15 protein-coding genes and 1 pseudogene are annotated in these 21,516 nt (G+C 66.7%); 6 read left to right on the top strand and 10 right to left on the bottom strand.

Annotated features, from left to right (window positions below; genetic code table 11):
* The 8 genes and pseudogenes from A5753_RS03090 to A5753_RS03055 form a co-directional block, all read right to left on the bottom strand.
* Window positions 1-88: pseudogene (locus tag A5753_RS03090) on the bottom strand (WXG100 family type VII secretion target); the annotation flags it as partial.
* 314 nt (window positions 89-402) lie between these two features.
* Window positions 403-702: a PE family protein gene (locus A5753_RS03085; protein ID WP_067123308.1), complete on the bottom strand. Its 300-nt coding sequence runs from the start codon at window positions 700-702 to the stop codon at window positions 403-405.
* 445 nt (window positions 703-1,147) lie between these two features.
* Complete coding sequence (locus tag A5753_RS03080; protein WP_067123304.1) at window positions 1,148-2,362, bottom strand: PPE family protein; 1,215 nt, start codon at window positions 2,360-2,362, stop codon at window positions 1,148-1,150.
* 332 nt (window positions 2,363-2,694) lie between these two features.
* Window positions 2,695-3,966: a PPE family protein gene (locus tag A5753_RS03075; RefSeq protein WP_067123301.1), complete on the bottom strand. Its 1,272-nt coding sequence runs from the start codon at window positions 3,964-3,966 to the stop codon at window positions 2,695-2,697.
* A gap of 465 nt (window positions 3,967-4,431) precedes the next feature.
* Window positions 4,432-5,658 (bottom strand): PPE family protein, encoded by a 1,227-nt coding sequence (locus A5753_RS03070; RefSeq protein WP_067123298.1) that lies wholly within the window; start codon window positions 5,656-5,658, stop codon window positions 4,432-4,434.
* A 7-nt stretch (window positions 5,659-5,665) separates the two neighbouring features.
* Window positions 5,666-5,965, bottom strand: coding sequence for a PE family protein (locus A5753_RS03065; protein WP_067123295.1), 300 nt, complete (start codon window positions 5,963-5,965; stop codon window positions 5,666-5,668).
* 72 nt (window positions 5,966-6,037) lie between these two features.
* The gene (locus A5753_RS03060) at window positions 6,038-7,306 is read right to left on the bottom strand and encodes a PPE family protein (RefSeq protein WP_067123292.1); all 1,269 of its coding nucleotides are present in this window, start codon (window positions 7,304-7,306) and stop codon (window positions 6,038-6,040) included.
* A gap of 481 nt (window positions 7,307-7,787) precedes the next feature.
* Window positions 7,788-7,982, bottom strand: coding sequence for a ferredoxin (locus A5753_RS03055; RefSeq protein ID WP_067123289.1), 195 nt, complete (start codon window positions 7,980-7,982; stop codon window positions 7,788-7,790).
* A 252-nt stretch (window positions 7,983-8,234) separates the two neighbouring features.
* On the opposite strand from A5753_RS03055, the gene A5753_RS03050 reads away from it, so the two are divergent.
* Window positions 8,235-9,398 carry a cytochrome P450 gene (locus A5753_RS03050; protein ID WP_067123286.1) on the top strand — a complete coding sequence of 388 codons (1,164 nt, stop codon included), beginning with the start codon at window positions 8,235-8,237 and terminating at the stop codon, window positions 9,396-9,398.
* Between the two features lie 41 nt (window positions 9,399-9,439).
* Here the strand turns inward: A5753_RS03050 and eccCa are convergent, their stop codons facing one another.
* Window positions 9,440-13,606, bottom strand: a complete 4,167-nt coding sequence (gene eccCa, locus A5753_RS03045; protein ID WP_067123284.1) for a type VII secretion protein EccCa — start codon at window positions 13,604-13,606, stop codon at window positions 9,440-9,442.
* Window positions 13,603-15,120 carry a type VII secretion protein EccB gene (eccB, locus tag A5753_RS03040; RefSeq protein ID WP_067123281.1) on the bottom strand — a complete coding sequence of 506 codons (1,518 nt, stop codon included), beginning with the start codon at window positions 15,118-15,120 and terminating at the stop codon, window positions 13,603-13,605. Before eccB ends, eccCa begins: the two co-directional genes overlap by 4 nt.
* 425 nt (window positions 15,121-15,545) lie before the next feature.
* Between eccB and malQ the strand changes: the two genes are divergently transcribed.
* The 5 genes from malQ to A5753_RS03015 all read left to right on the top strand — a co-directional run bounded on the left by malQ (window position 15,546) and on the right by A5753_RS03015 (window position 21,515).
* Window positions 15,546-17,702 (top strand): 4-alpha-glucanotransferase, encoded by a 2,157-nt coding sequence (gene malQ, locus A5753_RS03035; protein WP_067123279.1) that lies wholly within the window; start codon window positions 15,546-15,548, stop codon window positions 17,700-17,702.
* Between the two features lie 35 nt (window positions 17,703-17,737).
* Window positions 17,738-18,619, top strand: a complete 882-nt coding sequence (locus A5753_RS03030) for an LLM class F420-dependent oxidoreductase (RefSeq protein ID WP_067123276.1) — start codon at window positions 17,738-17,740, stop codon at window positions 18,617-18,619.
* Window positions 18,616-19,086, top strand: a complete 471-nt coding sequence (locus A5753_RS03025; protein WP_067123273.1) for a nuclear transport factor 2 family protein — start codon at window positions 18,616-18,618, stop codon at window positions 19,084-19,086. Before A5753_RS03030 ends, A5753_RS03025 begins: the two co-directional genes overlap by 4 nt.
* Window positions 19,087-19,392: 306 nt before the next feature.
* Complete coding sequence (locus A5753_RS03020; protein WP_067123270.1) at window positions 19,393-21,138, top strand: molybdopterin-dependent oxidoreductase; 1,746 nt, start codon at window positions 19,393-19,395, stop codon at window positions 21,136-21,138.
* A gap of 101 nt (window positions 21,139-21,239) precedes the next feature.
* Window positions 21,240-21,515: a hypothetical protein gene (locus A5753_RS03015; RefSeq protein WP_067123267.1), complete on the top strand. Its 276-nt coding sequence runs from the start codon at window positions 21,240-21,242 to the stop codon at window positions 21,513-21,515.
* The last annotated feature ends 1 nt before the right edge of the window (window position 21,516 follow it).

The following is a 21,516-nucleotide window of genomic DNA, read 5'->3' as shown; positions in this document are numbered from 1 at the left end:
CCTCGTCCTCAACGGTCTGGGCGTGCACCTCGAAGCGGCCCGCCATCGCCCGCATCTCGTGCGGGTCGGTCATAAAACGTGTTGCCATGTCGGCTGTTCTCCTTGCTACGTGGTTACTGGGTGATGTGGTGAAGACGGTGGCCGGATCGTTTACGCGTTACGCAACCGCCGAGCCGAATGAGTAGAGATAGCCCCCCCTTCCCGTCAGCCGGCGGCCACCGGGGTTTGTCACGGTGAGACGGACGTCAAACCCGAACCGCGGCGTTTGAGTTGACGGAGTTCGTACTGCTTCCCAAAGACCCGGGTGGGCGAAGCTCTGAGTCCCTGGAACCATCCCCTGCTGGGCGGTGATGCTGTAACCCATCGCGGTGACGATCTGTAAGCCCCGAAACACCAGTCCGATCAGAGAGCGGCAGCTGCGTTAGCTGCCTCGGTGAGACCATACGAAGCGGCGCTGGTGGACAAGGTGTTTACGAACATCTCGTGGATCGCCGCAGCTTGGGCGCTCACCGCTTGGTACATCTGCGCGTGCGCGGCAAACTGAGCAGCGGTCAGTGCCGAAACCTCGTCGGCAGCAGCGGGCACCACCCCCGTCGTTGGGGCTGCGGCGGCTGCGTTCTGGGCGCTCAAGGTCGACCCGATAGCCTGCAGGTTCCCGGCCGCCGCGGCCAAAGCCTCGGGCTGTGTGGTCACGAACGACATGTTGTTCCCTCCTAGTTACTTCCCCGACTCTGTGAGAGTAGATGACTGCGGCCCCCGCGGTCGGTGCGAAAGCCCGGTGTTTGCAATTGTTCACTTAGCGGTATGGCGAATTCACTTTGGGTAACGACACAGTAACAGTGCCTGACCTCGACCGCTGCCCCTCGCAGGAGGGTTACAGCAAACGGTACCAGTCCCGGGTCGGAAAAGTTGCTGGTCATCCTCACCCGGGGTGCGGCCGCCCCGTCGGCCGGCATAAAAATCTGATTGCCGATTAACGCGTCGATCATTCCCGGCGGCACGCCGCGCGGACCTCCCTTCGCCCATTTCAGCCGTTCGATCGCCCCGGTTGCTGCCAAAGACAGATGCCGGGACCAAAAGTGAAAACTCGAGGTGCTTCGTGGTGCGCACGCTCATTGTCGGCGTCGTTACCTATGCGATGCGGTGTTCAGCCGGCAAACGGTGGCCGGGCCATGACGGTGGGCCGGAATCCGTACTTGGGACCGGCGACTCCGTGGCCCGCGGCGCCCGCCCCGGCCAGCGGCATGCCGCCGAGCAGGTTGCCCGGTCCGCCCGCGGCTTCCGGGACGGCACTGATCGCGCTTACCGGGATGGCACGCCCCAACGTCGGCGCCGTGGCCGGACCACCCGACCAGGCCACCGGCACCGAGACCTTGCCACCCACGGAGGCTGCGCTGCCCAGCGCCGCGACCGGATGGGCGGCGGCGGCGCCACCGCCGAGCATGCCGCCCAGCCCGCCGAGGCCGGGCAGGGCCTTGGCGGCGGCCGGAGCCGCACCGCCGAGGACACCCAACGACTTGGCGATCTGCACGAAGTTGTTGCCCATACCGATGCTGAAGTACGGCAGACCCTCGGTGTTGTAGAACAAACCCGCAAACGGGGTGTAGCCGTTGACGAGCGTCCCGAGGTTGGTGGGCAACACGCTCTGTCCGGTCAACAGGAACCAGATCTCGGTCAACGGATCCGTGGCGGCCTGAGTGGCCTGGGTGGTCGCGTTGGTCGTCGTGGTCGCCGCGGGCTGCGCCAGCGACTGCAGGGTCTTTGATGTGTTGGTCGCCGTCGAGTTCGCCGTCGCGTTGGTGACCGCGCTGGCCTGATTGGCCTCACCCGACTGGTTGGTGACTTCGGGCGCCTTCTGGAACGGCGTCTGCTTGGTCGCGGTCGCCGATTGCCCCGCGTAGCTGTACATCGCGCCGGCGTCCTGGGCCCAGTACTCGCCGTACTGCGCTTCCAGCTGAGCGATCAGCGGGGTGTTCTGCCCGAGGACGTTGGTCGACTGCAGCTGGGTCACCTGGGTGCGGTTCGCCGCAATCAGCGGGGGCGGCACCGAGGAGGCCAGGGCGGTCTCGTAGGCCGCCGCGGCCGAACGAGCCTGCGTGGCAGCCTCTTCGGCCTGGGCGGCCGTCGTGGTCAGCCAGGCCACGTACGGTTGGGCCGCTTGCGCCATCGCCGTGGAGGCCGTGCCCAGCCATTCCTCGCTGTTCAGCGCGGTGATGACGGTGTCGTAGCTGAGCGCGGCCGAGCTGAGTTCGGCCGCAAGCGCGCTCCACGCCGAAGCCGCGGCGACGAACGAACCCGACCCCGGACCCGAGTAGATCCGCGCCGAATTGAACTCCGGGGGGAAAGCCCCATAATCCACCACGAATGTGCCCCTTAACCTGTGAATTTCGAATCGAAAAGTAGAGCAGTAAAAGACGTTAATGCGCCGGTGGCCACCGCCACGCCCGTCATCGGAGGAACAGCCTTGTGGCGCACCTGCGCCACGGAAACCAAGGTCAATCGCTCGGCGCTGGCCGGCCACCCGAAGTCCGGGCCCGATCGTAGGTATGAGCTGCCGGAATCGCCAGAGCTGAGTAGCTGCCGATCACCCCCGGCGCGGTGCGTACGCGGCGTAACCGGGCGCACTTGTGTCGAGCCCCGGAATAAAATCCGGCCGCGGATAAAGGTGAGGGCATACATGCTCGGATCCCGCCGCTATCCGGCCGATGGCGGGCGGGTCAGCACGCTGTAGCGGAACCCGTATTTGTTGACGTAGCCGGCGGCGGCCCCGCGCCGGCCCATGCCCCCCATCGGCATCCCCCGCAGCAGACCGTTGGCCGGCGAACCGGACGTCCCTGTCGCGCCGACGGCCTCAACGGGAGTGGCCTCCGCGGAGACCGCGGCCGGGCTGACCGCGGAGGTCAACGTCGCCCAATGTTGCGGCACCGAGAGCATCCCGACCCGGGCGGCTTGCCCGGCGCCTGCGGAAACCGCACCCACGTGCCCGACTCCGCTGCCGAGGTTGCCCAGACCCAGGCTGGCGAACTGCGGAGTCGGGAACCACGCTCCGCTCGCACCCGCCGTGCTACCACCCGGACCGAAGGTCAACTGCTGGGCGATCGACGAACTAAAGCTCGCCAAACCATTGGAGAAGTAACCCAGACCCGTCATCCGTTTGAGAATCGTGTCGTAGTTACTGGAGACCAATCCCAGGTAGTTGTTGGTCGGGGTTGGCAGTCCGGACTGCAAGAAGTTCTGAATTGCGCTCGTAAGCCAGGTGAACGGACCCGGCTGCGTGGCGGTCGTGGTCGAAGCTTGCGTCACCGCCTGAGATGTGGTGGCCGACAACACTTGTGGGGTGGCCAGCTGTGAGGTTGCGTTGGCGGTGTTCTGCGCGGTGTTGCCCGCCGGCTCGGCGACGGCCTTTGCGAGCGCGTCGGCCTGGTTGGAACCCGCTTCCGGGGCGGTGATGTTGGGCGGCGCCGGGAACGGAGCCAGCACCGACGCGGTCGCCGACGATGCGGCGTAGCCGTACATCGCGGCGGCGTCTTGCGCCCACATTTCCATGTACTGCGCCTCGGTGGCCGCGATCGCCGGGGTGTTCTGCCCGAAGAAGTTCGTCGCCACCAAGGTCGCCAGCAATACTCGGTTGGCCGCGATCACCGGCGGCGGCACCGTCATCGCAAACGCCGCCTCGTATGCCGCCGCGGCCGCCCTGGCCTGTCCGGCGGTCTCCTCGGCCTGCCCGGCCAGGACGCTGAGCCAGCTCACGTACGGCGTGACCGCCGACAACATCACCGCCGAGGCAGGACCCACCCAGGGCGCCTGGGTCAGCTCCGAAATCACCGATGTGTAGCCGCTTGCCGCCGAGCCCAGCTCGGCACCGAGGCCGTCCCAGGCCGCCGCCGCGGCCATGATCGGACCCGACCCCGGACCCGCGTACATGCGAGCGGAGTTGACCTCCGGCGGTAATGCCCCGAAGTCCATGGTTACGAAGCCTTGGGCTCGAACGACATGTATCCCCTCGCAGGTGGTCTCTCAGCGATGACCTTCAAGAATTTGCTTGCCAAAGGCTAAATGGCCGCACCGCCCCATCGCCGCGCCGCGATACGGCCGCTGTTGCGGCGGCACCGATGTCGACAGCCGGATTGCGGCGTGGCCGCGCGATCGGGGCGGCGTCGGACGGGTTCGGTCCCCACGGCCGTTACCTGCACGAACACCGTGACGAGGCTGTCCGCCACCCGCGCGACTATCCCGGCATCGCGGGCTATGTCGGCGCTGTGGCGACGGAGCGAAAACCCCAGCGCGGGATAAAAATCCGGCCGCAGATAAAGCGCACCCGAGATTCGCTGCGAGGGCTCCGGGTGCAATCACGCGAAAACGCGCCCTGCCGCCGGTGTTTCGGAGGCTGGGCGCGTCGTAGATCGCGCCGGCGTAGCGGGCCGGCGGGGACTATCCCGCGAAGGGTGGGCGGGCCATGACGGTGGGCCGGAATCCGTACTTGGGACCGGCGACTCCGTGGCCTGCGGCGCCCGCCCCGGCCAGCGGCATGCCGCCGAGCAGGTTGCCGGGTCCGCCCGCGGCTTCTGGGGCGGCACTGATAGCGCTGACCGGGATGGCACGCCCCAATGTCGCGGGCACCGCGCCCGCACCACCACCGGACCACGACACCGGGACCGACAACTTGCCACCGACGGAGGCCGCGCTGCCCAGCGCCGCGACCGGATGGGCGGCGGCGGCGCCACCGCCGAGCATGCCGCCCAGCCCGCCGAGGCCGGGCAGGGCCTTGGCGGCGGCCGGAGCCGCACCGCCGAGGACACCCAACGACTTGGCGATCTGCACGAAGTTGTTGCCCATACCGATGCTGAAGTACGGCAGACCTTCGGTGTTGTAGAACAGGCTGGCGAACGGGGCGTAGCCGTTGACGGCCGTCCCGAGGTTGGTGGGCAACACGCTCTGTCCGGTCAACAGGAACCAAAGCTCGGTCAACGGATCCGTGGCGGCCTGAGTGGCCTGGGTAGTCGCATTGGTCGTCGCGTTCGTTGCGTTCGTCGCCGCATTGCTCACGACCTTCGATGTGTTGGTCGCCGTCGAGTTCGCTGTGGCATTGGTGACCGCGTTGGCCTGGTTGGCCGTGCCCGCATCGTTGGTCACCTTCGGAGCGGGCTGAATGGTCGTCATGCTCTTGGTGAGCGTGGTCGACTGCGTCGCATAGGTCGACATCGCGGCGGCATCCTGGGCCCAGAACTCGCCGTACTGCGCCTCCAACTGCATGATCAACGGGGTGTTTTGGCCCAACACGTTCGTCATCTGCAACTGCTGGGACTGCATCCGGTTCGCCGCGATCAATGGTGGCGCCACCGACGACGCCAGCGCGGCCTCATAAGCGGCCGCGGCGGCCTGCGCCTGGGTGGCCGTCAGCTCGGCCTGAGCCGCCGTGGTGCTCAGCCACTCCGCGTAGGGAGTCGCAGCCTGAGCCATCGCCGCCGAGGCGGTTCCCGTCCACTCCTCGCTGGACAGCTGCGTTACCACTGTCTGGTAACTCAACGCAGCCGACTGCAGCTCCGCGGCAATGGCATTCCACGCCGATGCCGCAGCCACAAACGAACCCGACCCCGGCCCCGAATAGATCCGCGCCGAATTGAACTCCGGCGGAAACATCCCGTAATCCAACATCATCGACTCCTTAACCAGCCGCGGCGGCGTTGACCGCCTCAGTCAGGGCGTAAGACCCGGAGCTTGTGCTCAGGGTGTTGACAAACGTTTCGTGGATCGCCGCAGCCTGAGCGCTGACGGCCTGATACATCTGCGCGTGGGCGGCGAACTGCGCCGCCGTCAGCGCCGACACCTCATCGGCGGCAGCCGGCACCACCCCCGTCGTGGGGGCCGCTGCCGCGGCGTTTTGAGCGCTCAGCGCTGAACCGATGGTCTGGAGGTTGCCAGCTGCCGCTGCCAGCGCCTCCGGCTGCGTGGTGACAAACGACATCTAGACTCCTTCTTCCTTCGGGACCCGGCGACATGCCCGGGCTGGCTTGCGTGGGTTCATCTGGGCTCTCCGTTATCCGGCCGATGGCGGGCGGGTCAGCACGCTGTAGCGGAATCCATATTTGTTGACGTAGCCGGCGGCGGCCCCGCGCCGGCCCATGCCCCCCATCGGCATCCCCCGCAGCAGACCGTTGGCCGGTGAACCCGACGTCCCTGTCGCGGCGACGGCCTCAACGGGTGTGGCCTCCTCGGAGACCGCGGCCGGGCTGACGGCGGAAGTGAGGTTGGCCCAGTGCTGCGGTACCGAGAGCATCCCGACCCGGGCGGCTTGCCCGGCGCCTGCGGAGACCGCACCCACGTGCCCGACCCCGCTGCCGAGGTTGCCGAGACCCAGGTTGGCGAACTGCGGGGTCGGGAACCACGCTCCACCGGCACCCGCCGTGCTACCACCGGGACCGAAGGTCAACTGCTGGGCGATCGAGGAGCTGAACTGCGCCATACCATTCGAGAAATAGAAAAGACCCGAGGTCCGTTTGAGAAGCGTGTCGTAGACGGTGGGATTGAGCCCCAGCCAGTTGTCGGTGGGGGTCGGCAGACCGGACTGCAGCAAGTTCTGGAGTGTGCTCGTGAGCAACCCCGGATCCGACGCGTTCGTGGCCGCCGCGGGTGCCTGTACCGCTTGAGTTGTGCTCAGCGACAACGCTTGTGGCGATGCTAATTGCGAGGTCGCGTTGGCCGTGGTTTGTGCGGTATTGCCCGCCGGCTCGGCGACGGCCTGCTCGACCGCGTTGGCCTGGTTGGAAGCCGCTTCCGGTGCGGCGGTGTTGGGCGGCGTCGCGAACGGAGCCAGCACCGACGCGGTCGCCGACGACACGGCGTAACCGGTCATCGCGGCGGCGTCTTGCGCCCACATCTCCATGTACTGCGCCTCTGTGGCCGCAATCGCGGGCGTGTTCTGCCCGAAGAAGTTCGTCGCCACCAGGGTCGCCAACAGCGCTCGATTGGCCGCGATCACCGGCGGCGGCACCGTCATCGCAAACGCTGCCTCAAATGCCGCCGCGGCTGCCCGGCCCTGCCCGGCCGTCTCCTCGGCCTGCGCGGCCATCGTGCTCAGCCAGCTCACGTACGGGGTGATCGCCGAAACCATCGACATCGATGCCGGCCCCACCCATGGCCCGCTGGTGAGCTCGGTGATGACCGAGCTGTAGCCGCTGGCCGCTACACCCAATTCCGCCGCAATCTCATCCCACCCGGCTGCCGCGGCCATCATCGGCCCCGACCCCGGGCCCGCGTACATGCGACCGGAATTGATTTCGGGCGGTAACGCCGCGAAGTCAAACACCGTGTCCTCCTCAGTCGGCCGGAAACGCGATCTCGGCTGTCACATAGGAATCAGTGGTGGCCGTGGTCACGGCTCTGTAGACGAACGCCACCGGTGGGCCGCTGAGCCCGCGGGAGTCACCAACGGAGCCTCTTCGCCCCGCAACCCCATCAGCCGGGCGGGCCGGCGCTTGTTGACCAGTTGGCTGTGTCCGCAAAGGCGGTCTGCCACCGCGCTTTTCGGACATCTGGTCAAAAACGACATGCACCTTCTGCCTCGGCTAATCTCCCGCTATCAGCAACCGAGCGACAGCCCGTGTGTGCCCGAACTGTCGCCCGGCACTGAGATTAGTTCGTTACGAGGCAAACGCGGACACCCCAAAGCCACCTGTTCATCAATGGCCAGCCACTGTTCATTCCCGGTCGGCGGGAGTTCATCCAAGGCACCGATTTGTTCATGCGCCGTTTGCTTTCCGCCCGCCGCGGTAGTGAGCCTTGCCGCGTCAGTCCTCTTCGAGAATCAGCGCCATTTCGGGACAGGACGCGACGCCGTCGCGGGTGGATTGCTCGTCCTCGGGCCGGACCTCATGCTCCTCGAGAATCGAATAACCCGAATCGTCGATGGGGAAGAGGTCTGGGTCGACGGCGTAGCACTGGGCGTGGCCTACACACTTCGACTGTTCCAGACGAACCCTCACGAGGCTTCCTCCCTAGGCGGCCCGGCCAGGCCGTAAACGGCTTACAACCAAACGGGCTTGCGCTTCACGTTTCGGTGACCAGATTAGTCGGTCGGTAAAATGTGCAGAATGCTCTCCAATCGGATACCGGCGCCGGGAACCCCGGATTAGCGTGGGCAGGCGGACCGTGTTCCGTTGCCGCGCATGCAATATTGATGTGCCGCCTGGTGTTGGTACCGACGGAGTGCGACAGACAACCGGAGACCGAAGCGCATGAGCGATGGCCAACAAGGCTCGTTCTACCTACCCCGGCTTGATTTCGCGACGCTACCGATGACCGCTGACCGGGGGCTCGGGTGGAAGACGCTGCGCGACGCCGGACCGGTGGTGTTCATGAACGGCCACTACTACATAACCCGGCGTGAAGATGTGCTGGCCGCGCTGCGCAACACCAAGGCGTTCTCATCGACGGTGCTGCAGCCCCCCGGCCACCCACTGCCGGTGCTGCCATTGGCTTTTGATCCGCCGCAGCACACCCGCTATCGCCAGATCCTGCAGCCGTACTTCAGCCCGCACGCGTTGAGCAAGTCGCGTCCGGTGCTGGTGCGCCACGCCAGTGACATGATCGCGGCGCTGGCCGGCCGGGGCGAGTGCGAGGTGATGGCGGACTTCGCCAACCTCTACCCCTTCCAGGTGTTCCTGGACCTTTACGGTCTGCCACTGGAAGATCGGGATCGTCTCATCGATTGGAAAGACGCCGTCGTCAGCGACAAACCGTTCATCACCCGGACCGACATCGAGAAGTCCGAGCAGTTGCTGGCGTACTTGGCCGACGCCATCGCGCAGCGCCGGCAGAACCCGGGGTCTGACATGTTGTCGCAAGTGATGACCGGCGCGGGTAGCTTCACCGACGTCGAATTGCTGGGCATGAGTCACCTGCTGATCCTGGCGGGCCTGGACACGGTGACGGCGGCCATCGGATTCTCGTTGTATGAATTGGCGCGCAGACCGCAGCTGCGCAAGGAACTGCGCGACAACCCGAAGCAGATCAGGGTTTTCATCGAGGAGATCGTCCGGCTCGAACCGTCGGCGCCGGTGGCACCGCGGATCACCACCGAATTCGTCGAGGTCGGCGGCATGACGCTGCCGCCGGGCACCTCGGTGCGGCTGTGCATGGCCGCGGTCAACCGCGACGACAGTGACCCGATGTCCAGCAACGAACTCAACATGGATGGAAAAGTCCACCGGCACTGGGGTTTTGGCGGTGGGCCACACCGCTGCCTGGGTTCTCACCTGGCGCGCATCGAACTGACTGTGGTCGTCGAGGAATGGCTGACCCAGATCCCGGACTTCGAACTGCCCGAGGACTACTCCCCCGTGATCAATTACCCCTCAAAGAGTTTCGCGCTCAAGGAATTGCCGCTGCGCTGGGACTGAATCCCGGTCTACCCGGTCAGCCCGGCGCAGCGGCTCTAGCCCTACTTGCGCAATTCGGTCGCCGCGACCTGAACGAACACGCCGGTGTCCTCGGCCATCAGCAGGCCTCGACCGCGAGGCAGCGGACCACCCTTCATCTTGCCGCGGATGAATCCCTCGTCGGGGTCGGCGTCCATCACCAGCAGCGGTGCGTTCGCCTGCGCCAGCGCCCGCAACATCGGATCGCTGCCGGCCGAAGACCAACCCCCGAACGTGCGCGTGACGATCACGTGCAGGCCGACGTCGGCGGCCCGCGTCACCCAGGGCGCGGCCTTGTGCAGCGGCGAGTCGAAGCCTGCCGGCAGCTGCTGGATGTCGTCGACGATCAAGAAGATCTCCGGCCCGCTCCACCAGTTCCGCGCCAACAACTCCTCGGCGGACAACCCGGGCGGCGGCTCGCGGCCGGCCAGAACGGCGGCCAGCTCGCCCATCATCGCCTGCACACCGTCGAGGTTGTAGGCGAACTTCTCCACGTAGTCGGAGCCAAGCGTGGTCAACAGCTGGCGACGCGGGTCCACCAGCCACACCTGGGCCGAGGGTTGCCCCGCCGCAGGCGTCGGTGCGCTGGTCGCCCCGGGCGCGTATAGCCGCCCGATCTCGGACATGATGGTGGCCAATGTCGTGGTACGCCCACATTCGCGACGCCCGGTCACCATCAGGTGCGCGTTCTCGGCAAAGTTGAGATAGACGGGCGACAGGTCCAATTCCGAGATGGCCCAAGCGATTCCGCCCGCGCCGACGCCCTGGCGGGTGTCCTGCGCGGCGAGCTCGCGAAGCTGTTCCACCCCGAACCTCGCCGGCAGCCGGCGCACCGGTGGTGCCTGACCGCTCGTGATCCGGCTGACGGCTTCCACGACGCTGTCGGATTCGAACCGGTTCTCAGGCGTGCCGGCCAGCGCGGGACGCGCGACGAGGGTGTGCAGACCGGATTGGGGGTCGGCGTCGAGGCGGACGTAGTTGACCGCGACCATGCCGCGACCGGGTTTGACCGGAACGTCTTTGGCGAACCGGGACCGCACCAGCTTGGCGTCTTCCACGGCGGCCAGCCGCAGCTCGACCCGGGAGCCGAAACCGCTGCGCACCGGTGGCCGCAGCTCCGATTCGCGATCGGCGGTGACCACCACGTGCACCCCGAACGAGGGGCCCTGGTTGATGATCACGTTCACCTGCTCGATCAGCACCTCGTTTTCCTCGGCCAGCGCCCGGTAGTTGTCGACCACCAGGTAGACATCGCCGAACCCGTCGTTGGGGACCGGACCGGGCTCGTTTCCGAACTTGCGCCGGCGGAACACCTCCATCGAGGCGATCCCGTACTCGAGGAAGCTGCGCTTGCGCTCCCGCACCAGGGCCAGCAATTCGGCCACCGTGCGGCGAACGCCGTAGGGGTCGGTCGGACCGGCCACCTCACCGACGTGGGGCAGGCGGGCGACCGTGGTCAGCGCGGTGCTGCTGTAGGCCAGGCAGTAGAACTGGATCTGCTCGGGAGTGTGGGTCAGCGCCGCCGAACAGATCAGCGTCTGCAGCGCGGTGGTTTTACCGGAACCACCGGCACCCAGAATCAGCACGTTGGCACCGGGCCCAGACGTGTCGACCGTCCACGGCGGCTGGTCGTGCTTGAAGGGGCGGTCGATGATGCCGATCGGGAAAACCAGGTCCCGCGCGGTGCCGTAGTCCTGCTGCCAGGGGCGGCCGAGGAACCGGTTGACCAGTTCGTCGATTGCGACGGGCTGGTTCAGCGGCGGCTGCCACAGCCGGTACGGCTGGAAGTCGATCTTGCGCAGCTGGTCGATGATGACCGTACCCACCTTGGGCGTCCGGATCCCTTCGGCGTCCTCGTCCTCGGCCGCCTCGATCGGAAGCGGCTCGCCGTCGGCTTCGATGGCGGGAACGGCGACATCTGGCCCCCCGACGCTGACTTCCAGCGGGGTGAACGAGGTGGTGAATAGTTGCGGACGGATGTAGTCGATGCTGTGCACCAGCGCTGGCGCTTCCTCTCCGTCGTCGGTGAGGCCGCGCGGAAAGTAGTCCCGCCACAGGAATTCGGCCTGGAATCGGGTGATGTCTTCCAGGCTGCGGCGAAAGTAGCCCAGACCGGCTTGGGCGGGCAGGTTCACCGCGTTCGGCACACCCGCCGCCTGGGCGGCACCGGCGGTACGCGCCTTCAGCACCAGCCGGTAACCCATGTTCTCCATGAGCTTTTCGGCGCGGCTTTCGATGGTCTGCGACGCCATCATCAGGTGGATCCAGTAGGCGCGGCCCTGACGGCCGATCGAGTCGAGGACGTCGACCGCCGTCGGCATGATGCGGAACCATTCGTAGAACTCGTCGATGACGACCACCAGCATCGGCAGCGGCGCCATGTCCTGACCGCGCGCCCGCATCCGGCTGCGCACCGAGTTGTATTCCTTGGCGTCGTCGACGCCGGCGCTGTCGCAGATCGCCTTACGACGGGCGATCTCACCCCACAGCGCGTCCAGGAAGCGCTCCATCAGCGCCTGGTCTTCTTCCAGGTCGGTGATGATCCGGGACACGTGCGGAACCCCGGCGAACGGCTTGACCGCCGATCCACCTTTGAGGTCGGCCAGCACGAACTGCAGCTCTTCTGGCGGGTGGCTGAGCATCAACGATTCGATCACCGTCCGCACCAGGGTCGATTTACCCGAACCCGTCGTACCGGACATGACGCCGTGCGGGCCATCGCCGCCCTCGTCCAGCGACTTCATGTCCAAGAACAGCAGCTCGCCGTTATCGGAGCGAACACCGAACGGCGCCCGCAGCCGCGACCTGCCCATCGAGTCGTTGCGGCTACCCCACAGCGCCTCGAAGTCGATGCGGCCCGGATCGTCAATTCCGTAGTAAGCCATGATGTCTCGGGCGCCGATGTGCGCCACCCGCTGGCCGATTTCCTCGTACGCCTCGGCGAGCCGCCAGCGCGCCAGCTTCTGCGAGAACTCTTCCGCCTCGGCGGTGCTGATGTGGTCGGTGAGGGCGAAGAACCAGGGCTTCTCGTCGATGACCATCCAGGTGTCACGGTCGCGGGGCAGCGCCTCGATCACACCCTTCTTGTCGAACCGCAGCGTGCGCTCCGGGACGGCGGTCCACATCGCCGAGCCGGTGAGGTCGAAGAACGTCACGCCGTCGACGCCTTCGCCGCTGATCACGTACTCCCATTGCGGGTCAACGACATCGGCGATGATCACGGTGTGCGGCGTCGGAGTCTGCGCCGACGAACTGGCGTGCCGGGGCGTGAAAGAGCCACGGCCAGCGAACAATTCGGCCTGCTCGGCGGCGAACTCGCGCACCGAGCTGTAGACCATCCGCGCGTTGCCCGCGGCGTCCTGGCGGCGGGGGTCACCGAAGTGCGGCAGCCACTTCACCCAATCCCATTCGTCCAGGTTCGAACTCACCACGATCATGCGCATGTGGTCGGGCCCGTGCGAGAACGCCAGCTGACAGATGATCGCCCGCATCAGTCCCGCCGCCTGCTCGCGATCTCCGGCCAGCGAGTACCAGGGCTCGACCAGCACCGAGATCATCTTCGGCAGGTTGTAGACGACGCTTTGATAGCGACCGAACTCCTGAAGCGCCTTACCGGTCACCGGCTCGAGCTCGATGTCGGTCGGCATATTCTGCGGCTCACCCCAGGTCACCTCGGGCCGCGTCATACCGACGCCGACGCGGACCACACCGAAGTTCAAGTCTTTGCCGTCGGGCTTGCGTTCCCACATCCGCGACGACCCGACCGCGGCGGCCAAGGTGGTGGGCGCCGGGTGGAACCAGCGGTAGTTGGCGTCCATGCTGTCGGCCGACTCGTGCGCGGTCTCCCGCAGCATGTCCAGCATCAGCATGAACTGGGCGCGCATCGAGTCCAGCTTGGGCCGGCTCATCTGCTGCTGGCCGCCGAACCGGCCGCCGAACATCATCATCGCGACGCCGCCGATCATGAAGATCGGGAAGATCGATCCCGCGCCACCGAACACGTGGGAGCCGCTGGCAAAGGTCATGCCGACCATGCCGATCAGCAGGCCGACCACCACGACGCCGACAACCACGATCCACCACGGCTTGCCCTCCGGTGGCGGGATGCTCAGCGGCGTCGGAAGGACGATGTTCTCCGGCTTGATTACCGGAGGCTTCTCCGGCGTCGGCCGGGCAAATCCACGTTTCACTTCGGTACCGCCAACTCTCCTGGGGACATATCCATCGGTAGCGTGTCGTGCTCCACCAGCGCATCCGCTCGCGACAACGTCGGCCCCTGCGGAAGCAGCCGCAGCGCCACCCACGGCGCCAGGCCCGGTTTCGTCTTCAAGCCCAACGCTTCTCGGACCTCACGGGTGTCGTCGACCCCGAAGCGGGCACCGGCATCCGTGAGCCACCACAGCGATTCGGTCGTCTTGGCGCCGGGGTCGTTCCCGGTGACCGCCACGAAGTTCGCATAGTCGGGTCCAAAGAAGACCTGGTCCGCTTCGCGTCCGGTGGTGTCCGCCTTGACCAGCGACACCACCCTGTTGGCGTCCTTCGACACGACCGGGATGGTCGCGCCGGAGATGACCTGGACGCGGGCCCGGTTTTCACCGGAGGTCTTCTGCCACCACCAGCAGGTCGCCGGGTTCTCGCGGATGTCCATCACATTCAGCGGCGCGTCGGGGTAGGACGACAAATCCAGCTTGTTGACCACCGGCATCTTCGCCAGCGCGGACGGTTCGACGGTCACCGGCTTGGTGTTGCCTGGTCCGGCGTTCTGCAGGATCTGGGCCACCAGCGGCGGCAGCGTCTGCACACCGTCGGCCAACACCAATGAATACTGTTGCGGCCCACTGATTTGCGGGGTGACGATCACCGTCCCGATCGGACCGGGCGCGTTCGGGAACGATGCCCCGGCGCCGGCATTCTGGATCTGCGGCACCGTCAGTTCCGGACCCACCGGCAGCGCGTCGTACAGGGCGCGGCTCATCGGCTTCGCCATGCTGACCTGCTCCGGGGTGAGTCCCAGCGGCAGCAGCACCGATCGGTTCGACCCGTCGATGCGTGAGCGCCGTCCGTCCCGGATCACCCAGGCGTCACCGCCGTAATTCAGCACCACCGCGTCCGACCCGGTCAGCACCCGCCGGTGGTTGCCCAGATCGGGATTGCCGTCGATCACCGTCACCGTCACACCCGATGGTGCCCCGGCGCCGGTCGAATTTGCCACGGTGTCGCAGACCAACCAGGACGACGCGGCGGGAGTGCTCGGGTGGAAGCTCGACGGTGCGCCCGGAATGCCCACCATCGGACCGCGCGGCAGCGTGGCGATCTGGTTGTGCTTGACCAGATGCGGGTTGTCGGGGCGACCGGTGATCAGGCGGGCCGACGCCAAATTCAAGGCCGGGTACAACTTCTCGCCCACGCGGACGTAGAGCGCGCCCGAGTCGCGGTCGGCGATGATCGGCGACTCGTTGATCTGGCCGGCCGGGCTGATGAACGAGTAAAGCAGCGCGCCCAGGCAGATCACCAGCGCGGCCGAGATCGATGCCACGATGGCCAGGTTCTGACGCCGGCCGGGCTCGACCTCCATGCGGACGCGCCACCGGGTCAGTGCCATCGCGGTCCGGCGCGCAAGGAACTGGTAGCCGGTCACCTGGGTCCGGGTCGACAACCCGAGGCCGTACCCCGACCCGCGCTGCCCGCGACTCTCTTCCGCCACTTAGATTCACCATCCGGTCTGCTGATGCGTCTGAATACTGTCCCTGCTGAACTGATCCAGCGCGAATTACATGACAACGGTAAGGCACCTGCACGGACCTCGCCACGCGGCGCCGAAGCCATCCCCTTCTACATCTCTTTATGCACCCGTATCCGGCGGCGCCCACCGCGCCGGAGCCCCAGCGAGGGAGGCCGCGCCATACGCCGCTGAGCTGGCAGTTTCTTCTCCCCCGGAAAGCTCACCGGATCCTTTTCGGTCTCCTCGGAGCATCGTAGTGGCCACGCGGCCTCTCGTCCTGTCGAGCGCGGGGCGCCGTTGCCCGCAGAAGACATTTATGAACTCCAGGCCACCGCCCAGCAAAGATTGCGCTGACTTGCGCCGGGTCCGAGTCGCCGGCTCGCGAATCCTGGCAGCAAGATGACGCTATGACTGAACTCGCGCCGTCGCTGATCGAACTCGCCCGGAGATACGGCATCGCGACGGATTACGAGGACTGGACGGGCCGCCGCGTGCGGGTTTCCGAGACCACGTTGAAAGCCGTTTTGGGTTCCCTCGGCGTCGCGGCCGATACCGAGCAGGAGCGCAACGTCGCGCTGACCGCGAAATTGCGGTCGCACTGGGCGCGCCGGCTGCCGGCGACCATCGTCGGGCGTACCGGTGAGCCGATCCGGTTCTGGGCGCATGTCACCCACGGCGAGCCCGCCGTGGTGTGGCTGCAGCTCGAAGACGGCACGGTGCGCGCCGATGTCGAACAGGTCGACAACTTCACCCCGCCGTTCGACCTGGACGGCCTTTGGGTCGGCGAGGCCAGTTTCCTGCTGCCCACCCATCTGCCGCTGGGCTATCACCGGGTACACCTGCGTTCCGGCGACTCCGAGACCAGCACCGCGCTGATCGTGACGCCGGACTGGCTCGGGCTGCCCGACCGGCTCGGCGCCCGCCGCGCGTGGGGCCTGGCCGCCCAGCTCTACAGCGTGCGGTCGCGGCAGTCGTGGGGGGTCGGTGATCTGACCGATCTGACCGACCTGGCGGTGTGGTCGGCATCGCGCCACGGCGCCGACTATCTCTTGGTCAATCCCCTGCATGCGGCCGCCCCGACCAAGCCGATGGAACCTTCGCCGTACCTGCCGACCTCGCGGCGCTTCGTCAATCCGATTTATCTTCACGTTGAGGCGATCCCCGAATTCGGCGGCCTGACGAAGCGCAGCCGGGTCCGCCGCCTGCGCTCCGAGGTCCAACAGCACGCCGGCCGCGCCGATGCCATCGACCGCGACAGCTCGTGGGCCGCGAAGCGGGCGGCACTCAAGCTGCTGCACTCAGAACCGCGGTCGGCAGGGCGGGAGCTGTCCTACGCCGCGTTCCGCGACCGGGAGGGCCGCCCGCTGGACGACTTCGCCACCTGGTGCGCGCTGGCCGAAAAGTACGGCGCCGACTGGCATTCCTGGCCCGAGGCGCTACAGCACCCGGACGCGTCCGGTGTCGCGGACTTCGTCAAAAAGCATTCGGACACAATCGATTTCCACCGATGGCTGCAATGGCAACTCGACGAGCAGCTTGCCGCGGCGCAGTCGCAGGCGATCCGGGCCGGCATGTCGTTAGGCATCATGCACGACCTGGCCGTCGGCGTGCACCCCAATGGCGCAGACGCCTGGGCGCTGCAGGACGTGATGGCGCTGGGCGTGACCGCTGGCGCGCCACCGGATGAGTTCAACCAGCTCGGCCAGGACTGGTCCCAGCCGCCGTGGCGCCCAGACCGGTTGGACGAGCATGAATATCGGCCTTTTCGCGCGCTGATCCGTGCCGTGTTGCGGCATGCCGGCGGGGTGCGCATCGACCACATCATCGGATTGTTCCGGCTCTGGTGGATCCCGCGAGGCAGCTCACCCACCGAAGGCACCTACGTTCGGTACGACCACGAAGCAATGATCGGCATCGTCGCATTGGAAGCGCACCGGGCCGGCGCGGTCGTCGTCGGCGAGGATCTCGGCACCGTCGAGCCGTGGGTGCGCGACTATCTTTTGCTACGGGGGTTGCTGGGCACCTCGATCCTCTGGTTCGAGTTGGACCGCGACGGTAACGGCGGCCCGCTTCCGGCCGAGCGTTGGCGCGAGTACTGCCTGTCCTCGGTCACCACGCACGATCTGCCTCCGACCGCCGGCTATCTGGCGGGTGATCATGTGCGACTGCGTGATTCGCTGGGACTGTTGACCCGTCCGGTGGAAGAGGAGCTCGAGTCCGACCGGACCGAGCTGGCGGCGTGGATGGCCGAGCTGCGGCGGGTGGGGTTGCTCGAGGATGGCGAAGACGAACCCGAGCAGGTCGTGGTGGCCCTGTACCGCTATCTGGGCAGGACGCCGTCGCGGCTGCTGGGCGTGGCACTGACCGACGCCGTTGGTGACCGCCGGACCCAGAACCAGCCCGGCACCACCGACGAATACCCCAACTGGCGGGTGCCGCTGACCGGTCCCGACGGGCGCGCGGTGATGCTCGAGGACGTGTTCAGCGATCGCCGCACCGCCACGCTCGCCGAAGCGGTGCGGGGCGCGATCGCGCCCGTCGCCGCGGAAAGCGCGGCCCGCTAGCCGTCCCGGCTGGGCCCTTGTTAGCTTCGAAAACCATGAAGGTCTCAGTCGTGGCCCCGGTCGGCGACGGTGTCACCGCGGACCCCGACTGGATGGTGGCCTTCGCGCGCCAGCTGGAAGCGTGCGGGTTCGAATCGATCGTCGCTGTCGAGCACACCGTGTTGCTCACCCGCTACGACAGCGTCTACCCCTACGACAATTCGGGTCGTGTCGGCTTGGCGCCGGACTGCCCCATCCCGGATCCGCTTGACCTGCTTGCGTTTCTGGCCGGCCACACCAGTCGCCTGGGACTGGCCACCGGCGTGCTGGTGCTGCCCAACCACCACCCGGTGGTGCTGGCCAAGCGGGCCGCCACGGTCGACGCCTTGTCGGGTGGCAGGCTGCGCCTATGTGTGGGTGTGGGCTGGCTGAAGGAGGAGCTGGCCGCCTGCGACGTGGACTTCGAGAGCCGGGGCCGGCGGGCGGACGAGCAGCTGGCCGTCCTGCGGGAGTTGTGGGCGCAGCGACCCGGCGGAGCGTCCTTCAGGGGCGAGTTCTTCGACTTCGAGAATGTCATGTGCTACCCGAAACCCGTTGCAGCGGACCGTTTCCCGATTCACGTCGGTGGGCACAGCCGAGCCGCCGCGCGCCGCGCCGGACGCCTTGGCGACGGCTTTCAGCCGCTGGGGGTGAGCGGGCCCCGGCTCGCGTCGCTGATCGCGCTCATGCGTGACGAGGCATCGTCGGCCCACCGTGATCCGGCGGCGCTCGAGGTGTCGTTGGGCCACGCGGTCACCAAGATCGACGCCGAGCGCGCGGCCGCCCTCGTCGAACAGGGTGCCGACCGTCTGGTGCTGGCCATGCCGCCGACCACCGATATCGAGCACGCGAAGGACCTGTTGTCGGCGTGTGCGCAACGGCTGTCCTTGAGCGCATGACACTTTCGGCCGAACAGCGGGCCGCGCTGAGCGATCTGGTGCACCGGTACGCCGCCTACGTCGATGACCACGAATTCACCGCTGTTGCAGGGCTTTTCACTGACGATGCCGATCTGATGCTGCCCGCGCCGCCGACCGACCTGCGGCCGATCCAGTCGCACCGCGGCCGCCAACCCATCACCATTGCGGTCGCGGCCGTCGCCGCGGTCGTCCGCACCGAGCACGCGATCATCGGTGAGGTGTACGACGCGGTCGCGCGGCCCGGCGCCGCCCGCGGGCGGATCGCGGCCGTCGCGCACCACTGGAACGAGCGTGACGGTGAACTGGTGGACGTGGCGTGGCACCTGCGCTATGACGACGAGTATTTGCTGACCGACGCGGGCTGGCGGATCAGCCGCAGGGCATTGACGGTCAACGCCATCGAGACCCGCCCGGTGCGCCGGCTGCTGCCGCACGACCCTGCCTAGCGTGTTGGCAGCAAGTTATGCGCACACTCACAGCAAAACTCACCGGTGCGTATCTGCGGCGCAAATCGCCGTTTTCTTTGGGTAGGTGCGGCAAGCGCCGCCGAGAGCCCGCGGGATTCTGAGCGCGCCGCGCGCTACCTGGCCATTCCTGCCCGCACGGGCGCCGCGACCATGGCCTGCGTTCCCGACCTACTCCAATTAGTCCAGGTCGATTCGTGTAATTTCGGCCGCGTGACGAACACCGTTGATTCCGCGGGGACCGGTGGAGGGCGGGCAGCGCAGGGCGGCTCGGTATCGGCCCTGGCAGTGGGCACGCCGCTGACGTCCATCCCGGACTACCGCAACGAGATACACACCGCCGAAGACGTCATCGACGTGGAGCACTACGGTGGCGGCTTCGATCTCACCCGGCGGGCCACCGCTCCCAAGCTGCGAGTCGGCCGCGACAAGTGGTTCAACCTCCTGTGGCTCATTCCCATCGGCTTTGCGCTCCTGGTTGCGGCGGTGGCCATCGGCAAAGGGCTGTACAACATGCCCTCGGTGCAGGAGTTCATTCATCGTTATCCCGGGGCTGACATCCCCGCGAAGGTGCCGGGCGTGCCGGCCTGGCTGGGCTGGACGCACTTTTTCAACCTGTTCATGATGATGTTCATCATCAGGACCGGCATCCAGATCCTGTGTGACCACCCTCGGCTGTACTTCAGCCGCAACGCCACCCCCGGCAAGGACGAGTGGCTGCGCGTGGGGCCTCCGGTGCCGGACGACGAGCTGTGGACCGCCAACGCCGACACCGTCGCCCTGCCCCCGCAATTGGGATTGCCCGGGTTCCGGCACTCCATCGGCCTGGCCCGCTGGTGGCATCTCGGCATGGACGTGCTGTGGCTGGTCAACGGCCTGGTCTTCTACGTTTTGTTGTTCGTCACCGGGCAGTGGCGGCACATCGTGCCGACCAGCTGGGACGTGTTCCCCAATGCGCTTTCGGTGGCGATTCAATACCTATCCGTGGAGCACTGGCCCGCTGACAACGGCTGGGTCGCCTACAACGGCATGCAGGTGCTGGCGTACTTCACCACCGTTTTCATCGCCGCGCCGGCCGCGCTGATCACCGGCCTGGGCATGTCGCCAGCGCTGTCGCAGCGCGTCCATTGGCTCAGCAAGCGGTTGAGCATTCAGCACGCGCGTTCGCTGCATTTCCTGGTGCTGGTGTACTTCTTGTTCTTCATCATCGTGCACGTCACGCTGGTGTTCGCGACCAGCGCCCTGAAGAACCTCAACCACATGTTCGCCGCCCGCGACGACAACAGCTGGATGGGCTTTTGGATCTTCGCGGCGGCCATGGTGGTGACGGCCGTCGCCTGGGTGTGGGCAACTCCGTTCACCATCAAGCACCCCCGGGTGGTTCAGCGGGTCGGATACGCACTCGTGGGACCGTTCCAGCGGGTGCTCGAGCGGCTGGATCCCAAGCCCGGCGCCTTCACCGAAAAAGACATCTCGCCGCACCACTGGCGCAACGGCCGCCTGCCGGAGACCGTCGAGTACAAGGAACTCGAGCGGGATGACTTCAAGGACTGGCGGCTGAAGGTCTACGGTCTGGTCGAGCACCCGATGGAATTCTCGCTCGAGGATTTGATGGCGCTGCCCTACCACGAACAGATCAGCCAGCACTTCTGCATCCAGGCGTGGTCAGGCGTCGCCAAATGGGGTGGCGTGCAGATGAAGACGATCATGGACATCGTCAAACCGCTTCCCGAAGCGAAATGGGCGGTCTTCTATTCGATGGGTCTGGGCGCCACTGGCGGCATCTACTACAACGCCCATCACATCGGCCAGATGGACCACCACATGACGATGCTGGCCTACAACATGAACGACCAGCAGCTGCCCTACATGCACGGCAGACCGCTGCGGCTGCGCAACGAATTGCAGCACGGCTTCAAATTGGTGAAGTGGATCAAAGGCATCGAGTTCGTCGCCGACTACCACGACATCGGCAGCGGTTATGGCGGCTACAGCGAAGACCACAAGTACTTCGGGCGTCACCAAACTCTCTGAGCCGCGGCTGCACTCACCTACGCCAAGTCGTTTGTCCCAACGGCCTTTCGGGTAGCTCCAACACATCGGTCGTAACGGATGTGACAGCAGAGGAGACGCCAATGAGGCACAGCCCCGTCGACCACGATCGGACCGCTGACCGCGACGTCCACCGATCGGCCGAGGCGCGGACACCCGGGCTCCTCGTCGTCGCGGCGGCCGCACTGGCGTTCGCGGTGTGCGTGACCAACTTCGCCCTTGGCGAGGCCCACGCGGGAGTTGTTTCCGCCATCATCTCCATGCTCGCGTTCGGGGCCGGCCTGTCCTGGCTTGCGATGGACGGCAGGCGAAGCCGCGATGCCGAGCGGAACTGGGTCCTCGGCCGGCGACTCCGATGAC

It is taken from the genome of Mycobacterium sp. 852002-51971_SCH5477799-a (genome assembly GCF_001667145.1).
Lineage (GTDB): Bacteria > Actinomycetota > Actinomycetes > Mycobacteriales > Mycobacteriaceae > Mycobacterium.
This window is presented reverse-complemented; position numbering and strand designations above follow the sequence as displayed.

Coding starts and splice junctions, on each gene's coding strand:
- A5753_RS03025 (WP_067123273.1), top strand. CDS start 18,616: ATGACACTTTCGGCCGAACAGCGGGCCGCGCTGAGCGATCTGGTGCAC.
- A5753_RS03015 (WP_067123267.1), top strand. CDS start 21,240: ATGAGGCACAGCCCCGTCGACCACGATCGGACCGCTGACCGCGACGTC.
- A5753_RS03065 (WP_067123295.1), bottom strand. CDS start 5,965: ATGTCGTTTGTCACCACGCAGCCGGAGGCGCTGGCAGCGGCAGCTGGC.
- A5753_RS03050 (WP_067123286.1), top strand. CDS start 8,235: ATGAGCGATGGCCAACAAGGCTCGTTCTACCTACCCCGGCTTGATTTC.
- A5753_RS03070 (WP_067123298.1), bottom strand. CDS start 5,658: ATGATGTTGGATTACGGGATGTTTCCGCCGGAGTTCAATTCGGCGCGG.
- malQ (WP_067123279.1), top strand. CDS start 15,546: ATGACTGAACTCGCGCCGTCGCTGATCGAACTCGCCCGGAGATACGGC.
- A5753_RS03030 (WP_067123276.1), top strand. CDS start 17,738: ATGAAGGTCTCAGTCGTGGCCCCGGTCGGCGACGGTGTCACCGCGGAC.
- A5753_RS03075 (WP_067123301.1), bottom strand. CDS start 3,966: ATGGACTTCGGGGCATTACCGCCGGAGGTCAACTCCGCTCGCATGTAC.
- A5753_RS03085 (WP_067123308.1), bottom strand. CDS start 702: ATGTCGTTCGTGACCACACAGCCCGAGGCTTTGGCCGCGGCGGCCGGG.